Origin of the sequence: Desulfosediminicola flagellatus (assembly GCF_005116655.2) — a bacterium.
Lineage (GTDB): Bacteria > Desulfobacterota > Desulfobulbia > Desulfobulbales > Desulfocapsaceae > Desulfopila > Desulfopila flagellata.
Genome location: NZ_CP050698.1, coordinates 3,724,288 through 3,741,629 on the forward strand (window position 1 = coordinate 3,724,288; position 17,342 = coordinate 3,741,629).

Consider the following 17,342-nt stretch of genomic DNA (forward strand, 5'->3'; position numbering starts at 1 on the left):
CTTTCTCTAAGAACGTGATTTATCTAAACCAAACAGAGGAATATCCATAGGATCAACATCCCAGGGAGACTTCTCTTGTGGTGGTTCCTGGCCGTAGCCAAAGATGTCGTCCATTTCTCTGATGGCATTATTGAGAGCAGGAGCTTTGGCAATAGCGATGCGAACCAGATCATGCATGACCGCTTCATCGAATTTGGTGAAGGGGCAGACTGCCTGGCAACGACTGCAGTCGGGATCTCCACCGAGCATGTAGGAGTAGCATTTCTTGGCGTCCTGATACCAGCCCTTGATACCTTTTGCCTGCCAGGGCTTGTCACCGCCCCAGAATGGTTCATCACTTTTCGGAATAGCTTCAGATGGGCACATCTCAGCACATTTTTTACATGCCTTACAGAATTTAATAATCCCGGCATCTATTGGCTTGGTTTCTGCTAGGGGCAGATCCGTTACGGTCAGCATTACAGTACGGAAATTTGTACCCCACTGCGGGCTTACCAGAATACCGGCGCGACCGTATTCGCCCAGGCCGGACATGATTCCAAAACCGACGCTTCGACCTACGGAGCCGGTATGGCCGCCATAGTACTGATAGCCGAGACCGCGCAGGAATACATTGAGGCGATTGGAAAAGATATTGGCTCTTGAATATGCCGCAGTATTGGCAGATGCCCAGCTCATACGATCTGTATATTGTGCCATCCACAACGATTGAGGAATGACAGCGCAGATGACCCACAAGTCCTTATCCGGTAGTACAAAGGTACCGTCACCTGCATCATAGCCTTTTTCTACGTTCTCAAAGCGTATGAAGCCATAGAGGAGCTTTTTGGTTTTCTCGTTGAGCTTAACAAAGCCCATGTCGGCTGCTCCTAAAATTCGTCCGGCAACGCGTAACATACGTGAATTTTCTTCAGGTGTGCCTTCGTAGCGCGGAACTCCGAACTGTTCGGGAGTGTAGAACATGGTTGGATGTTCCCATCCGTTAAACGACTTAATATCAGGTCCTGTCCAGGAGGGAGCTATTGAGCTGAGCGCCCCCCACCCCCAACAGTTTGCGTCTCCCAAAGCACGATCTCGAATTGAATAGCCGGGAACATTTTTTTTGACTTTCTCCGTTGTCGAGGCAATGTTCTGGGCATGGATTGCCATATACTCTTTGGGATTGTCCCAGGCTTCCGGGTTGAACAGAGATTTATGGACTCCTGGAAAGATCTCCATATTGTCCCAGTCGATTTCTAACGTTGGTACATCGACCTCCTTAACCCACCAGGGCAAGTTGCGATCCGCATAGGGCGATGCCATCATTTCATCGAGATCGGCAAAGGATGTCTCGGCCGTTCCCCCAATCCCGAGAGCACTTGCCCCTGCTACACCTGCTCCCAGACCCAACATTTTCAGGAAATCACGACGCCCGACTGTTGAGTGATAGGTTGATTTTCTCGAACCTGATTGGCTCATAGTTGTACCTCTCACCTGATTTAACGACTTTGCAAGGAAGTTAATTTCTTGCGCTTAGTTTTTTATTGGGGGAATCTTAGAGGGGAGGATGCTATAAAAAAACACCCCTACGGGTGATTTTGATTATTTGCTGATGGTCACCCAAAAGGGTGATGTGTAATGAGAGAATTCGTGGAATCCTATGGCAGTTTATTGTAACGACCCTGATGAGGCATAAAATCTCTGAGAGTGGTTTAAATGAAACGTAAATGCACACCCTCAAGTAAGGTATGGTGAGTTATGAATAAAAAAAACGACATTCCATCTCACTATTATAACGAGGCTCCCAATAACGTTCAGCATGCAGATGGAAAACCTCTCCTGTCACTTGATCCACAATTTCCGGTCGTCTTAACAACATTTGAGATGATGACTTCGTCTAGCCAGGCGGATTACCCTCATCGTCACGATTACTATGAAGTGCTGTATATTAATGACGGCGAGGGGGAGCATGTCATTGACTTTGAAACATATACCATTCAACCTCCCACGTTCCATTTTCTTTCAAAAGGTCAGATCCATTTTTGGCAACTGAGGAAACCGTTGAAAGGTTATGCTCTGATTTTCCCAGAGGAGTTTATGGATTTTTCAACCTCGAGCATTATCAGAACGCAGGATTCAAACTTCTTCCACCATATTGAACAGGCTCCATTTCTCCCTATCGATCGGGAGCATTCTACGATGTTCAACGACTTAATTAAGATGATTGAGAAGGAGTTTAATAACGAGGGTGCACGAAGTCTTACGGTTTTACGTGCCTATCTTCACATCTTGCTCACAGAACTTCATCGTTTGTATCGTGTTGAACATCCACATGAACATTCTACGGCACCTTCGTCACTGGCACGTAAATTTAAGCAATTGGTATCGGAACATTTCCTCACAAACCAATCCGCTGAGGATTATGCCAGAAGAATCGGGGTTAGCACCAGCCATCTGAGAGACACTGTCAAAGCGGTCACCGGATATGCTCCCGGGCATATCATCCGTGGCAAGATTGTTCTTGAGGCGAAACGATTACTTGCCCATAGTAATGAAACCATCGCTGAAATCGGTTATCGCCTCAACTTCGATGATGCATCGTATTTCGGGCGGTTCTTTAAGCGAGAAGCCGGCATGAGCCCTGCAGTTTTCCGCCGTCAGATTCGAGAACAATACAAGATTGTTCAGGAGTAGCACACCCATCAGGGTGCCCTTCATCCTTTTGAGGCGGCTACCTCACGCTTTCCTACAGCAAACCAGCAAACCAGTAAAAAGTACCATGATTTCCGCGCTGAGTTACTTCTAAAGTATCACCCAATATTGTCTACTTATTCGAAACAGGCACATATTTACTATCTAATAGCATCTGCATGCATCGCAGTGTGTGCCATTCCACGACATGGATCATCTGACCTGATCGTTTCCATGTCTTAACGAGAGACAAAAATGTTATCTTCTTTGAAGGATAACGAATTGGAAGAGCATAACTATGTCACACCAGGAAATCGGTCAAACCATTATAGATTATAAGAGAAACGGTGACCATTTTGGCCTGGTCTCCTTTGCCATTCAGGTAATCCCTACCCTGGTCGATCCTCTTTTTAAAAGTCAGATCTTAAATGAACAAGGACTCGCCTACCTGCATCAACAGGAGACTGCAAAAGCCGAAGAGAGTCTACTTCAGGCACGTGATCTGAACCCGAAAGGCGAAAATATCCAGTTCAACCTTGGTAGCCTTTACCTTCATTCCAAGCGATATGCATCGGCACAAAACTGTTTTTCAGCCATTAAGCAGCAGAACCCGAACCATACAGGTTCTCTCTACAACTGCGGACTGATCCACTTTTACCAGGAGGAACTCGAAGAGGCACTCAAGTGCTTTAACCGGGTCATGGAACTGGAAGAGGATTTTGCCGGCGCCCATTATCATGCAGGTGAAGTCTACTTCGTGAAAAAAGAGTACGGCCAAGCGGTCGCCTGTTACGAGAAGACCCTGAAGTTGAGCGAGGATTTTGTCGATGCGCAAAAGTCCAGCATCTACTGCTACTACAATATGGGGGAATACAAAAAATCCATCGAAAAAGCCCATAGCCTCATGCAACTCCATGGCCCAGACCTGCGAATCGTCAAAACCATCGGTGATGCCCACTTTGAACTGGGCGAATTTAACGAAGCGATCGAAGCCTACATCTTCATGACCCAAATAAACGAAGAAAGTATGGGACACGTGATGTTTCAGGCGAAAAAGATGGTCCTCCCAAAAATACGCCCCAATGCAGAAAAGTTTTTCAGAGAAATTCTGCAACATTTTCCAGAATATGAGGATCAGATTGAGGAACTACGACACACGATTTCCCGCATTAGCAGAGAGGAACAACAATGATCAAAAAACACACACCAGACTACGTCAACGATCCTAAGAATTACCGCCCGAAAGAAGAGCCGTTTGAAAACGAGATGGAGACTGAAACTGCTCCAGAGTCTAAAAAAGAAGCGCCCAGGGATCTCTCAAGGCGTAACTTTCTCAAGATTGGAGGCGTCACTGCAGCCGCCGCAGCTGCTGCAACAGTTGGAGGCGGTGCTCTTGCCGGTTACCAGATCGGAAATTCCAGTCATGCCCGTACAGGGTATAAGGATTTCAATCCGGAAAACATGTTTTTCAACCGAAAGCCCTTTACTGTCGATAATCCACCCGCCTTCGTCAAGAAAGGAAAAATCAGCCGACCTGAGTGGTATGAATTTTTCCCCGAGCGGAAGATGGCATTTTACGGCCTGCTTAAGTCCGGTGCCTGGAATCCTAAGATGGGCATTGACACGTTACCGGGTGAAATCGGTGACTACTACCGAGCCAATCCCACGAAGTATGAACTGTCGCTGAAACAGCTCATGGCCCACAAAAAACGTGAACAAGCCTGGAAAGAGGGAAAGTTCAAGCGTTACATCATCGCTTCCGGTTACTCGTCGGCCAACCACGCAGCCATTGAAGAAGGACACGGAAGCGAAGCGCACACCTTCCCGGCCCGACCAACCACTCCACCGGAAGAGTGGGATTTTCGCAATATCAAGCTCGATGAACCAATGAAGTTCAAGTCGAAAAAGCATGCATCCGAGTTGGTCAAGCGGATGGCTCACGCTTTCGGAGCCACCCTGGTCGGGATCACCGATTTTGATCCAACCTTCATGTTCAAGAACCATATGAGGGGCATGCCCGGTAACGGCCACGACGGTGAAAACAACTGGGGCGACAAGGTGCCTCAACATTGGAAGAGCATGATCGTCATCGGTATTCCCATGAACTGGGACACCACCTTGAGCGCCATCGGCTATTCCACCTCCTACGACGGCTATTCCCGTTGCCGCCAGGCCGCCGGGAAACTTGAACATTTCCTTAACTATATCGGTTATCCCGCCCGCGCTCAGGTGCCTCCGTTTGATTACGAAGTGATGATTCCTCCCTACGCCCTAAAAGCTGGTTTAGGTGAGCACAGCAGAGCCGGATTGCTGATGGCCCCGGAGCTTGGCTCCAACGTCCGTCTGTGCGGGGTCGTAACTGACATCGATTTCGAGTACGACAAGCCAATCGACATCAAGATGACCCATTTTTGCGAAAAGTGTAAAATCTGTGCCGAGACCTGTCCTTCGGGTGCCATCTCCTTTGCCGACCGTCCGGATCAGGAGGCCTTCGGCTTCAAGCGCTGGGTTCTTGACAGTGAGAAATGTGCGCTATCTTGGGCCGCCAGCCCCACCGAGCATGGTGACGGCTGTCGCATCTGTATCGGCGTCTGTCCCTACACTAGAAAAAATACCTGGATACACACTATCTCCCGCGAAGTTGAGCCGCGTGACCCGACCGGTCTGTTTGCTTCCGGCCTACTGGCTATGCAGCATGGCTTCTTCAAGTATCCGGAAGCAGAAGATTTCAAGTCCGACTGGGACGGCGGCAAGGAAGCGACGTATCACAACCCGCCTAAGTGGCTGCGGTCTGAGGAGTATTTTGAAAATGTCGATAAAACCTGGGAATACCGCGGAATATAAGGAGATACTAGTATGTTTGATCCCAACAGCACAATTATTCAATATCTTTCCTGGATGATCATGGGCGCCTTGCAGGTGTTGATTATTCAGGGCGGCCTGGCCTGGGCCAAAGAACGCAACATAGATGTGAACTGGTGGAAAGGGACCTTGGTCTATGGGTGGTTCGTCTCTCTGGTGGTTACCATTGCCGGTGGATTTACCTTGTACGGCGAGCTTGAAGGAAATGCCGGCTGGTATTTCATCGGCGTCCTCGGTGTCGGTCTGTTTGTTATCGGCCTGGCCATGATGAAGCTCCTGTTTTTTAGAAAAGCTCTACCAAGTCAATAAGTAGGCAGTAATCCGATCATGTTAAAAACGAGCGAGAAAATATTTGCAGTTCTTTCGATCCTCCTGCTGTGCGCAGCCTGGGCCGGTGGCTACTATAGAACCGGCAATCAGGTGTCCAGCCAGCTACAGCAACTGGGTAGTGACATCGGATACCTTGAGAGGGTAAACGATCAGCTCTACCTTGGTCACAGCAAAGAAGAACCAGGCACCTCAACAATTTTTGCAATTGAAGAGTACTCCGGTTACGGCGGCCCTTTACAGGTAGCGGTCGCTGTTAAAGATAAGGTCGTCGAAACTACGGCTGTCCTTCATAGCAACGACACATCCACCTACGTAAAAGAAGTGGTCAGCAAAGGGGTTCTGAAAGCCTTTATCGGTCAGTCAGTCGAGGATGAACCACAGGTCGATGCGGTAAGTGGAGCAACCTTATCATCCCGTGCAATTATAAACGGTATCAGGCACGGGATGGATGAAATCGGAGCTGCCTACTATGATCGCCCCTTGCCGGAGAAAGAAGAGCAATTCCCTTTTGGCATCAAGGATGCGGTCATCATTCTCCTTTTTGTGGCCGCCCTGCTGCTACCTCTAGTAAGGGGCGTATGGTTTAAACGGCTGCGCTGGGGCTTGATGGTGCTCTCCATAGTGCTGGTCGGCTTTGTCTTTGCCTCTCAATTCAGTATCGCTACAGGGGTAACCTTTTTAAGCGGGATGTGGCTGCACGGTCTTGCCTCGTATACCAGCCTGATCTGTCTGCTGCTTGCCGTAAACATCTTTCTTTTTACCCGCAAGAATCTGTACTGCTCGTATGTTTGCCCCTTTGGGGCGGCCCAGGAATGCCTTTCCGTGATTACCAATTGCAAAGCTCCGGACAAAAGCAGCCCGTTCGTAAAATGGACGCCTCGGGTATTCTTTCTGCTGGCTCTGATGGGGGGCCTGTACTTCAGAAACCCCTCGGCTTTCAGCTACGCACCTGTCAGCGTCTTTTTTAACGTCATCGGTTCCCGGGTTCTCTTTGTCATGGTGATACTCATCATCATCAGCTCCCTCATTATAAAAAGACCCTGGTGTAATCTCTTCTGTCCGGCAGACAGTATGTTTTCTTTCTTACGTTTTATGCGTAGCTGGGTGCTGCCGGCAAACAAGTTGAAGTCATCATGAAAAAACACGTAACGTTATTTGTATCATTGCTCTTATTGATCACCTGCGCCATCGAGGTGGGCTTAAATATTGAGACTCTTTTGAAGCAGGAAGCGGATAGCGTTCTCTACATCGAAAGGAGTAGAGGAGAGGCAACATCTACCACCCGGGAGGGTCTGCTGGATTTTGATTATTCTCTCGAAAATTTACCGAATGCAGGAAGTTAACCTGTGATGGACTCCTAAAAACGCCGATCTACTTCGTTGTAGGTTGTAATCTTGCCTCCGCCACACCAAATAATCTACCGGATGACCGATCAAAACACCACGCCTCATATATCGAAATTTTGTTCAGAGCCCATCGACAAATTGAGTTCGACGTTTAAAGATCTCATCAACCTGTAATCAGGAAAGAATGAGCGTTTGAGGAGCTATACGATGAAAAACAATGCAAACCGAGTCCTGCGATGGGATAAGAAAGAACACACGAAATACGGGCCGGAAACAGTAATTAATAAAGTCGTATTGAGTGGGAATGGGAAATCCAGACTATCTTGGATAGGTTAATACAATAAACCGCTAAAATTGAATTTTTCTCTGACCCTTTCTATTTTGACTCAAGCAAAGACTTGCCCCTCCTCTTACATAATCCAATGACAATGCACGGTTTTGAGGCAATCCTTAGCTGCAAGACCACTGAGGTTCGCCTTGGTTCTAATTCTGTACAATAGCCAATTTCAGACGCTGGAGGGATGGTAAAATTGAATAGAACAGTTTGATTCCAAAACCTGTCACTATTAAGAGTGGAAGCAACATTATTATAGAAATCCTTTCTTTTACGTTTTCTTTCCTCATTGTTTAATCCTCTAGTTTAGTTTCCATCCGCAAAGTATGTGTCTCGGAACCTTCGTACAACGGTTCAAGATAAAGGTACGACAGAAATTTTTACATAAGTAGACGGCCTCAAGAAGCCGGACTAACTCGACCAGCGAACAAAAGAAGTTCACAGGATACGAGTTTATATGAGAAAAATATGTACTACTGTAATATGCAGGAAGTCTGGAGCAAATATGGAAATAACAATTATTGGTCAGGAGAATTGTACGATTAAACCTTTAGTCACTCATTCATTTCTGGGTGGTCTTTTTTACCGGCAAGGACTCGAAAGCTCCCTCGCCCTTCCGGCTCCAGCAGGAGCCGTAGTCGGTAATTCGATTTTTCAACAGTCCTTAAAATCGACACCTGAGTGAAAAGAAGTGGAGGGCTATCGTTTCATTGTGGGTTCTTGATCTTTAGAAAAAGCGGGAGGGGTCATTATGTTGATTGACTCAGGCCATGCCTGACAAAATCATGACTCTCGATAGTGTTAAAGCAAATACTTTCTATTGATATCCACCTGAAATCATATCATTTTAAACATAAATACAATTTGAGGTTACCCCTGAGAAGGTAAATTGACCACATGAGTCGGTAGGGTTACTACAGTAAGAACCTTACGTTCATTTCAATATTTACGCGATTCTTGAGGTAGCAGTGCCCCTCCAGAGAACATTTGTCTCCACAATTACATCTTTTGCTTTCTATATAAAAAAGGCCCTATGGAAAATTTCCATAGGGCCTCAAAGAGAACTAAAGCTACCAGTAAGGTTTTACCCAGCCTTTCCACCGATTAGTGAAGGGATAAGTATTTACCGATTTGGACACAACAACACTCATTACACCATCTTTTGTAGTATTTGGGCCTTTGATTTTTTTAGCAAAAAACCAAATGAGCTCCCCTACCCAGTCTTACTTGTAAGCATGACATTCATATCGTTATCTTTTTGATGAGAAATCAGGGTCAGGCTATCAGACTCTTCGATATGGCAGATAGGTCGGTTTCCACATACACGCTTCTACATATTCTGTTAAATCCTTGCTATGCAGTTCATGGTTTGGATCATTTTTAATTTCTTCCTTAATCACCTCAACAGCAACATGGAGGGAAATCGTTCGCAAATTTTCAATTTTAGGAAAAACAGTACCCGCTTCCAGGTCTTCTTCAGCTACACAATCAGCCAGAGCATACGAAGCGGTTGTGAACATATTAACTGATACTTTCTTGAATTTGGTCAAGATCGCGGCAAGACCAACACCGGGAAAAATAAACACGTTGTTTCCCTGGCCAATTCTGAAAACCTGTCCGTTATGGCTCACATCAGCAAACGGGCTTCCTGTTGCCACAATTGCCTGGCCCTTGCTCCATCTATACAGATCCTCCGGCAACGCTTCACAGTTACTCGTTGGATTAGATAGAGGAAACACCATAGGCCGCGAGGTATAACTCATCATTTGGGTGATGTGCTCTTCCTTGAAAGAAGAACCTATGCCACACGTTCCGAGAAGAACGGTAACTGGCACATTATTAATCACTTCCGTAAGAGACGCTTTACCTTCTTCTTGTACTTTCCACTCTGAAGCAATCAAGTGAGATTTGGCATACGGTTTTTTATAGTCTTCAAGGTTTTCACGATCCTCAAACACCAGCCCCCGGGAATCCAGAATATAGATTTTGTCCTGAGCTTCCGTTATATCCATCCCTTCCCTCACCAGCCCTGCACAGATCTGATCAGCTACACCAACTCCGCCTGCCCCTGCTCCGTAGACCAGATATGTCTGGTCTGACAGTTTTTCATTTTTGATTTTCACTCCATTGATAATTCCAGCCAAAACAACAGCACCAGTGCCCTGAATATCATCATTAAACGATGGTAAATCATCAATATATCTATGAAGATTATTAAAGGCATTCGATTTGCTGAAATCTTCCCACTGTAACAATGCCCGCGGAAAACACCGTTTTACCTGAGCCACGAATTTTTCAATAAACTGATCATACTCCTGACCAGCTATACGCTTTCGAGGAACACCCAAATACATAGGGTCATTCAGCAATTCAGTATTATTTGTGCCAATATCAAGAACAATAGGTAGACAACAGGCAGGGTGTATGCCAGCGCCCAAGGTATACAGGGAAAGCTTACCGATAGGAATTCCCATACCTCCCACACCCTGATCACCAATCCCCAATATCCCCTGACTGTCTGTAACCACGATAATTTTTATATCCTGAGATGCGAAATGATGAACCATCTCACCCATACTCTCAACATTTTCAGGAGTTATGTACAAGCCTCGTGGTTTCTGATACCTGTGGCTATACTCCTGGCAGGCCTTGCCAACTGTGGGAGTATAGATAATGGGTGCCATTTCATCTACGTGCTGAGCCACAAGTGCATAGAAGAGCGTTTCATTACGATCCTGAAGAGATCTGAGAAAGATATACTTCTGAATGTCATCTTCAACATTTAGATAGCCTTTGTATACCCTCGCCAACTGGTCTTCAAATGTCTGCAGTCGGGGAGGAACGAGACCATCTAAATGAAAGGCTGCCCGTTCCTCTTCACTGAACGCTGTGCCTTTATTCAGGATCCTATCGTTTAATAAATCTACACCGACAAGAGCAACTGGGCGGAATTCATTCCCTTCAAAATCCTGCCACTTCAAATACTGTTCGATTGACATGCATTTACCTCTATTATTTTAGCTATAGTCCCCATTTTCATCAGTTCAGACGATGCCAGATCCAACGCTTTTCAGTAGTTGATGAGAGTTATCACTCTTCTCACTATCTACGTGCAAAACATTGCAGAAGATGTCGTCATATGGACTGACGCTAAACGTAACGGCAGTTATTGCCGATGATTGTTAGGCCCAGACCTATGCTTGATGTTGAGATCGAGTAAATACACATTCAGCGTTGCGGAGTACCCTCTCCTTCAAGCAGAAAAACTCTTTAATCTTCAAAGGGTTCGACCGGGTGAAGTAAACATGAAAGGGATAAGAAGAAAAGTCGATAATATTGATCCTAACAGTGAATAAGTCTTATAGTTGCTCATTCTGATCCTTCCCTAAAAAGGTGAGCACTCAGTTAAACCAATATTTTGAAATTGTTAGGAGGCCGTCCGAGAATGGCCTTCGAGGACGATCGGTCAAAGAAATAGTATATAAACCTGATATCTATAAAGACCTTCTTTATAAATTGCTGCAGGAATTACGAGCCCCCAAATGCCATATTTTCCAAGGGAATAGAGTCCCGGACTGAACAAAAAAATAGGCCCAATGGGAAATTACCATAGGGCCTTTTTCTATATTAAGTGATTGCAGAAACTAAACTTTTGCTCTCCCTTTAGCGAAACACTGGTTAAAATGTTCGATTATCAATCACCCGTGTTCCTTTTCCATCAAAGCGCTCCAGAGTACGCTCTTCAACCAGTTTCACATCAACACCGACACCAAGTTCAGAGGCTAGTCGCTTCTTGATGGTATCAACCAGAGTGCGCTGCTTTTTCATGGCATCAAAGAACATCGACTCAACCACCTCAACCATAACCGTTAGTTTGTCTTCATTATTTTCACGATCAACAATTAGACGGTAATGTGGCTGTGTACCTTCAATGTCAAAGATTACTGATTCAATCTGGGTAGGGAAGACGTTTACACCTTTGATGATCAACATATCGTCAGTTCTTCCCATAACGCGGTGCATACGGGTTAGCGTTCTGCCGCATGGACATGGTTCGGTCATAAGGCGGGTAAGATCCCGGGTACGATAGCGGATGACCGGGAATGCTTCTTTAGTCAGTGTGGTTATTACTAACTCGCCGATCTCCCCTGGTGCAACAGGCTCAAGAGTATCAGGATCAAGTACCTCAACAAGAAAATGATCTTCGTTAATATGCAAGCCGTTACATTCCTGACATTCTCCGGCAACTCCCGGCCCCATGATCTCGGAAAGACCATAGTTGTCTGTAGCTATAATTCCGAGCCGTTCATTAATTTCCGCACGCATTCCTTCAGACCATGGCTCGCCGCCGAAAAGACCATACCTCAATGACAGCGCGCTTGGGTTCAGCCCCATATCCATCATCACGTCAGCCATTTTAAGCGCATATGAAGGAGTACAGACCAGTGCTGTAGTCTTAAAATCCTTCATTATCTGGATCTGGCGTTTGGTGTTACCCGCAGAAATTGGAATTACAGATGCACCTACTCGTTCAGCACCATAATGCAGCCCAAAACCACCTGTAAATAAGCCATAACCAAAAGCAATCTGGATAACGTCCTCAGGAGTTACTCCGGCACCGCACAAAATCCTGCCAACAAGATCAGACCAGGTATCGATATCCTTACGACTATACCCAACCACCGTTGCCATACCAGTGGTGCCTGAAGACGAGTGGACCCTGACGACATCGCGAAGAGGCACTGCAAAAAGACCGTACGGATAATTGTCCCGCAAATCCTGTTTCAGTGTAAACGGAAAATCCCGAATATGATCAAGAGACGTCACCTTGGAAACATCGAGGTTTTTATCCCTGAAGGTATTGCGATAAAATGGTACACGTGCTGCAACCCGCTGCAGTGTATGCTGCAGGCGCTCGAGCTGAAGTGCTTCGAGATCCTCCCTCGGCATGCACTCCTCTTTTTGCTGCCAAATCATAATCTTTTCACCCTGTAAAGTTCTCTGCAATTGTATTTCTCAGCGCTTTAGAGGGCGCAGATCTGTGCACCGGTAAGCAGCGTATAGCCATCTGCCAGCAACGATTCAATAGCCTTGTTCATATCTTCGAAACGGAAAATAAGCACTGCATTTTCACTGCTCTTATTAACGAAGGCATACATATACTCAACGTTGAGCCCTGCCTTTTCAATTGATCTCAGTACTGTTGCAAGTCCGCCCACCTCATCAGATACCTCAACAGCCAGAACGTTGGTTATTCCTACGGTGAATCCGTTCTCTTTAAGAGCAGTTTTGGCTTTTTCAACATCATCAACTATCAAACGCAAGATTCCAAAGTCGGCAGTATCAGCAACAGAGAGAGCCCGAATATTGACCCCTTCTTTAGCGATGATAGAGGTGATTTCAGCCAGCCTGCCAGATTTGTTCTCTAAAAAAACTGCAATCTGTTCTACGCGCATATTCTTCCTCCTCGTATATCCATTGTAAAAGGAACACCCTTTACTCAAGACCATAACTGTTCAACAGTGCTCTGCAGGTTTGCAAGCAGCGCGTCAGGCTATACAACAGGTATACCTGGCGGGCTGATCGCGAAGCTGGAGGGTGCTGTCGGACAGTTATAATTTTCTATTGTCGAAAACTCTCTGTGCCTTACCTTCACTGCGCTGGATGGTTTTTGGTTCAACCAGTTTCACACTGCAGGTAACTCCCAGATAGTCCTTGATGTCTGCCTTGATCTTCTTCGATAAGGTCTCAAGCACCCTGATCTCATCAGAAAAGACATTTTCGCTCACTTCAACCTGAACCTGCATAGTATCGAGGTTACCCTCTCGTTCTACCACGATCTGGTAGTGAGGTTCAACTCCATCAATACCCATGAGGACATGTTCTACCTGAGATGGGAAGACATTAACACCTCGGATAATAAGCATATCATCTGTACGGCCGGTCACCTTCTCCATACGTACAAGTGTTCTGCCACACGAGCAGGTCTCGTGCATAAGCCGTGAAATATCCTTGGTTCTGTAACGAATAAGCGGGAATGCTTCTTTGGTAAGTGTAGTGAATACCAGCTCACCTTTCTCTCCAGGAGGTAACACTTCACCGGTATCCGGATCAATAATTTCAGGCAGGAAATGATCTTCGAAAATATGCATGCCACCTGAACTTTTAAGACATTCCATGGCAACACCAGGGCCGATAATTTCAGAGAGTCCGTAAATGTCGACGGCTTTGAGGTTAAGCTTACGCTCTACCTCTTCGCGCATATTCTCACTCCACGGCTCGGCACCGAAAATACCTACTTTAAGAGACAATGATGAAGGATCGACATCCATTGCTTCCATGGCATCAGACAGGTTCAGTGCGTACGATGGAGTTGCCATCAGTACGGTTGAACCAAAATCGCGCATGATATTAATCTGGCGTTTTGTATTGCCACCGGAAACAGGAATTACTGTGGCTCCAAGTCGCTCAGCACCATAATGAGCACCCAGGCCACCGGTAAAAAGACCGTAACCATAGGCATTGTGAACCATATCGCCGCTATTCGCTCCTGCGCAGCAGAATGCACGGGCCATAACACCGGACCACAACTTGATATCTGCTTCAGTATAACCAACTACCGTCGATTTACCCGTTGTACCGGAAGAAGCGTGTATTCGGACCACCTTATCCAACGGCACGGTAAACAGACCAAACGGGTAATTATCACGCAAATCGTCCTTATACGTGAACGGCAACTTGCTGAGGTCAGCAAGCGTTTTAATATCTTCAGGCTTTACACCAGCCTCATCCATTTTCTGCCGATATGGTGCTACTTTCTCATACACCCGGGCTACCAACCGCTGCAGCCGTTTGAGCTGAATAGACTCCAGCCCTACCCTGGGCAGGGTCTCAATCTCTTCTTCCCAGTACACGGTCGTCATTGTCTTTCCTTTCTATACTCGTATTTCAGTTCAGAATATAAGCGGCATACGTTTCATCAGAAAACCTGACGGTCTTCTGATGAAAACGTATCAGGCACTATTTAGTGGTATCTCTTCCTGCTTTGTACGCCTTAATATTCACTTCGCGAAATTTTTCTGGAACGCGGGTTCGAATCGCCTCTTCGAATATAGCACTATCAACCGGCATGAACGCTGCCATAGCACCAACCATTACCACGTTTGCAGTTCGTACTTCACCCACTTCGCGGGCGATATCAAATGCATCTACCGGCACAACTTCAATGCCTCGCGATGTCAGTTCATCCAGTACGCCTTCAGGGTATTTGGCATGACCTGTTGCTACTGCGGGCGGCAAAATCTGTTGCGTATTCACTACAACCTTGCTGCCTTTATGCAGGTAAGGAAGATAGCGAACTGCTTCCATCATCTCAAACGCCACTTGTATGTCTGCACAGCCCGGCTCAATGAGTGGAGAATACACCTTCTGACCGTAACGCAGCTGCGCTGTTACAGAACCACCACGCTGAGCCATACCGTGTACTTCACTTTTCTTCACATCAAAGCCTGCAGCGAGCAGACCGAGTGCCGTAATTTCACTGGCCAGAAGAATTCCCTGACCACCAACCCCTGAGAAGAGGATATTTCCTGTTGCTTCCATTATTTTTCCTCCTTTCTGGTGATGGCATCAAACTTACATAGAGATGCACACTGCCCGCAGTCGTTACAGAGGATCTCATCAATCTTCGAGACGCCCTTCTGCTTCTTACGGAAACCCTTTGCCTCAGCTTCGCCTTCGCCAAATGCAGTCCAGCTTAATGCAGGACAACCCAGACGGATACAAGCCATACAACCCACGCAGTTTTCCTGATTCGTAAAGTATGAAACAGGTTTGCGCTCTTTTAACTCAGGCAGCAATACACACGGTGCCTTAGAGATAACTACTGAAGGTTCTTCAAGAGCAATTGCATCTTTCAGTACCTTTTTAGTTTCATGTATCTCATGCGGATTAACCACGAAAACATGTTTTACACCAATGGCTCTGCACAACCCTTCAATGTCGATCTCGTGGGCGGCTTCACCTTTAATGGAACGGCCACTTGCAGGGTTGTTCTGCTGACCGGTCATCGCGGTGATTCGGTTATCGAGGATAATCGTTGTTCCACCGGACTCGTTATACACCGTGTTGATAAGACCCGTTACACCTGAGTGCATAAAGGTTGAATCACCGATTACCGAAACAACGCTCTTATGGCTTCCCTCACCAAGTGCTTTCACCATACCGTGGGCAATTGTAACTGATGCTCCCATACAGACACAGGAATCCATGCTGGAAAGTGGCGGCAGAAAACCAAGGGTATAACAACCGATGTCACCAGAAACAAAAACGTTCAGCTTTGAAAGGTTGAAAAAGATGCCGCGATGCGGACAACCTGCACACATATTCGGTGGTCGCATCGGTAACTGGACGGGAGCGAACAGATCTTCTTTCGGCTTCTGTTCAATCGACTCACGAACAATTGCAGTGTTCAACTCGCCCTGATTAGGAATCAGATCTTTACCGATACACTTTACTCCCATTGCCTTGATATGATTCTCAAGAAATGGGTCAAGCTCCTCTACTATATAAAGTTCATCAACAGAGTCGGCAAATTCACGGATAAGATTTTCAGGCAGCGGCCAGCACATTCCAAGCTTTAAAACAGTAGCTTCAGGAAAGGCCTCTTTTACATAAAGATACGAAACACCGGAGGTGATAAAGCCCCGTTTGGTGTCGCCCGGCTCAATTCTGTTGAACTCGGCAGTCTCTGCAAGCTCTTTACATTTATTCATACGTTCTTCAACGTATACTCTTCTGCCGCGGGCAATTGCCGGCAGCATAACCATCTTGTCCGGAACCTTTTTAATGCCGCAAGCCGGATTACCGGTAACCATTTCACCTTTTTGAACCACACCTTTTACGTGCGAGATTCGAGTGGTGATTCGCAGAATTACAGGTGTATCGAGCTCTTCACTCAGGTTGTAGGCAGTTTTGAGCATTTCCTTTGCTTCGGCAGGATCAGATGGCTCGAGCATTGGCACTTTTGCTGCAAAAGCATAGTTGCGATTATCCTGCTCATTCTGGGATGAATGCATCTCAGGATCATCCGCGCTCACCAGCACCAGACCACCACATACCCCGGTGTACGCCGCAGTAAAGAGCGGATCTGCTGCCACGTTTACACCAACGTGTTTCATGGTGGCGAGCGCACGGGCACCAGCGTATGATGCACCGATAGCAACTTCGAGCCCAACTTTTTCGTTGGGAGCCCACTCAGTGTAAACCCCGTCATATCGTGACAGGTTTTCCATAATTTCCGTAGAAGGAGTGCCGGGATAGCCGGAAGCCACTTTGACCCCGGCCTCTACAGCACCAAGCGCGATAGCTTCGTTGCCGGACATCCAGAGTGCGTTTTCGCTAATCTTTGTCACAGTATCTCCTGATTTTTATAAGTCTGTATACTCATGGGCTGCAGCATGTTTTTTTGCCAATTATCTTTCGTAAACCACAACCGTTGGGCAATTGAGCAAACTACTCCGAAAACAACTATGCAGGCAAGTCTTTTTCAGACTTTATTAAACCTTTTCAGGAGCATTGCTTAACAATATTAACCAGTAGCCCAATCATAGTTTTTGTCCTGAATATTTTCTGTCAGTATAATGATCAAGCCTTTGTTTTGACAACTTTAATGTTTACCATATAATCCATGAAGATGATCTCTTGATAAAAGCGAATAAACTGGTATTTTCTGAAATTATCATCCTATAAAACCTGACAATACCATCACAGTATTGATATTTTTTTTTAAAATTGGAGGA

The 17,342-nt window shown here is 46.2% G+C and carries 14 protein-coding genes; 7 read left to right on the forward strand and 7 right to left on the reverse strand.

Features of this window, described 5'->3' with window-relative positions:
• Positions 1–6 precede the first annotated feature (6 nt).
• Positions 7–1,458 carry a reductive dehalogenase gene (locus tag FCL46_RS15395; protein WP_136806879.1) on the reverse strand — a complete coding sequence of 484 codons (1,452 nt, stop codon included), beginning with the start codon at positions 1,456–1,458 and terminating at the stop codon, positions 7–9.
• Positions 1,459–1,737: 279 nt separating this feature from the next.
• Between FCL46_RS15395 and FCL46_RS15400 the strand changes: the two genes are divergently transcribed.
• From FCL46_RS15400 to FCL46_RS15430, 7 genes are all read left to right on the forward strand, one after another.
• Complete coding sequence (locus tag FCL46_RS15400) at positions 1,738–2,673, forward strand: helix-turn-helix domain-containing protein (protein ID WP_136806735.1); 936 nt, start codon at positions 1,738–1,740, stop codon at positions 2,671–2,673.
• 295 nt (positions 2,674–2,968) lie between these two features.
• A complete protein-coding gene (locus tag FCL46_RS15405) occupies positions 2,969–3,862 on the forward strand; it encodes a tetratricopeptide repeat protein (protein ID WP_136806734.1) in 894 nt (297 codons plus the stop codon).
• Entirely contained in the window at positions 3,859–5,514 is a 1,656-nt protein-coding gene (locus FCL46_RS15410; protein WP_217909448.1) for a reductive dehalogenase, read from the forward strand. Before FCL46_RS15405 ends, FCL46_RS15410 begins: the two co-directional genes overlap by 4 nt.
• Before the next feature lie 12 nt (positions 5,515–5,526).
• Complete coding sequence (locus tag FCL46_RS15415; protein ID WP_136806733.1) at positions 5,527–5,841, forward strand: hypothetical protein; 315 nt, start codon at positions 5,527–5,529, stop codon at positions 5,839–5,841.
• Between the two features lie 18 nt (positions 5,842–5,859).
• On the forward strand, positions 5,860–6,999 hold the full coding sequence (locus FCL46_RS15420; RefSeq protein WP_136806732.1) for an FMN-binding protein: 1,140 nt from the start codon (positions 5,860–5,862) through the stop codon (positions 6,997–6,999).
• Entirely contained in the window at positions 6,996–7,205 is a 210-nt protein-coding gene (locus FCL46_RS15425) for a hypothetical protein (protein ID WP_136806731.1), read from the forward strand. The genes FCL46_RS15420 and FCL46_RS15425 overlap by 4 nt, the downstream gene beginning before the upstream one ends.
• An 842-nt stretch (positions 7,206–8,047) precedes the next feature.
• Complete coding sequence (locus FCL46_RS15430) at positions 8,048–8,227, forward strand: hypothetical protein (protein WP_136806730.1); 180 nt, start codon at positions 8,048–8,050, stop codon at positions 8,225–8,227.
• A gap of 598 nt (positions 8,228–8,825) precedes the next feature.
• Here the strand turns inward: FCL46_RS15430 and FCL46_RS15435 are convergent.
• From FCL46_RS15435 to iorA, 6 genes are all read right to left on the reverse strand, one after another.
• Entirely contained in the window at positions 8,826–10,541 is a 1,716-nt protein-coding gene (locus tag FCL46_RS15435; protein WP_136806729.1) for an NAD-dependent malic enzyme, read from the reverse strand.
• Positions 10,542–11,220: 679 nt separating this feature from the next.
• Entirely contained in the window at positions 11,221–12,519 is a 1,299-nt protein-coding gene (locus tag FCL46_RS15440) for a phenylacetate--CoA ligase family protein (RefSeq protein ID WP_136806728.1), read from the reverse strand.
• Between the two features lie 47 nt (positions 12,520–12,566).
• Positions 12,567–12,998 carry an ACT domain-containing protein gene (locus tag FCL46_RS15445; RefSeq protein WP_136806727.1) on the reverse strand — a complete coding sequence of 144 codons (432 nt, stop codon included), beginning with the start codon at positions 12,996–12,998 and terminating at the stop codon, positions 12,567–12,569.
• A gap of 156 nt (positions 12,999–13,154) precedes the next feature.
• Positions 13,155–14,465, reverse strand: coding sequence for a phenylacetate--CoA ligase family protein (locus FCL46_RS15450; protein WP_136806726.1), 1,311 nt, complete (start codon positions 14,463–14,465; stop codon positions 13,155–13,157).
• Positions 14,466–14,562: 97 nt separating this feature from the next.
• Positions 14,563–15,144: an indolepyruvate oxidoreductase subunit beta gene (locus tag FCL46_RS15455; RefSeq protein ID WP_136806725.1), complete on the reverse strand. Its 582-nt coding sequence runs from the start codon at positions 15,142–15,144 to the stop codon at positions 14,563–14,565.
• Positions 15,144–16,925 carry an indolepyruvate ferredoxin oxidoreductase subunit alpha gene (gene iorA / locus FCL46_RS15460; protein WP_136806877.1) on the reverse strand — a complete coding sequence of 594 codons (1,782 nt, stop codon included), beginning with the start codon at positions 16,923–16,925 and terminating at the stop codon, positions 15,144–15,146. Before iorA ends, FCL46_RS15455 begins: the two co-directional genes overlap by 1 nt.
• Between the last annotated feature and the right edge of the window lie 417 nt (positions 16,926–17,342).

Coding starts and splice junctions, on each gene's coding strand:
- FCL46_RS15400 (WP_136806735.1), top strand. CDS start 1,738: ATGAATAAAAAAAACGACATTCCATCTCACTATTATAACGAGGCTCCC.
- FCL46_RS15450 (WP_136806726.1), bottom strand. CDS start 14,465: ATGACGACCGTGTACTGGGAAGAAGAGATTGAGACCCTGCCCAGGGTA.
- FCL46_RS15435 (WP_136806729.1), bottom strand. CDS start 10,541: ATGTCAATCGAACAGTATTTGAAGTGGCAGGATTTTGAAGGGAATGAA.
- FCL46_RS15405 (WP_136806734.1), top strand. CDS start 2,969: ATGTCACACCAGGAAATCGGTCAAACCATTATAGATTATAAGAGAAAC.
- FCL46_RS15395 (WP_136806879.1), bottom strand. CDS start 1,458: ATGAGCCAATCAGGTTCGAGAAAATCAACCTATCACTCAACAGTCGGG.
- FCL46_RS15410 (WP_217909448.1), top strand. CDS start 3,859: ATGATCAAAAAACACACACCAGACTACGTCAACGATCCTAAGAATTAC.
- FCL46_RS15455 (WP_136806725.1), bottom strand. CDS start 15,144: ATGGAAGCAACAGGAAATATCCTCTTCTCAGGGGTTGGTGGTCAGGGA.
- FCL46_RS15415 (WP_136806733.1), top strand. CDS start 5,527: ATGTTTGATCCCAACAGCACAATTATTCAATATCTTTCCTGGATGATC.
- FCL46_RS15425 (WP_136806731.1), top strand. CDS start 6,996: ATGAAAAAACACGTAACGTTATTTGTATCATTGCTCTTATTGATCACC.
- FCL46_RS15420 (WP_136806732.1), top strand. CDS start 5,860: ATGTTAAAAACGAGCGAGAAAATATTTGCAGTTCTTTCGATCCTCCTG.
- FCL46_RS15430 (WP_136806730.1), top strand. CDS start 8,048: ATGGAAATAACAATTATTGGTCAGGAGAATTGTACGATTAAACCTTTA.
- iorA (WP_136806877.1), bottom strand. CDS start 16,925: ATGTCCGGCAACGAAGCTATCGCGCTTGGTGCTGTAGAGGCCGGGGTC.
- FCL46_RS15440 (WP_136806728.1), bottom strand. CDS start 12,519: ATGATTTGGCAGCAAAAAGAGGAGTGCATGCCGAGGGAGGATCTCGAA.
- FCL46_RS15445 (WP_136806727.1), bottom strand. CDS start 12,998: ATGCGCGTAGAACAGATTGCAGTTTTTTTAGAGAACAAATCTGGCAGG.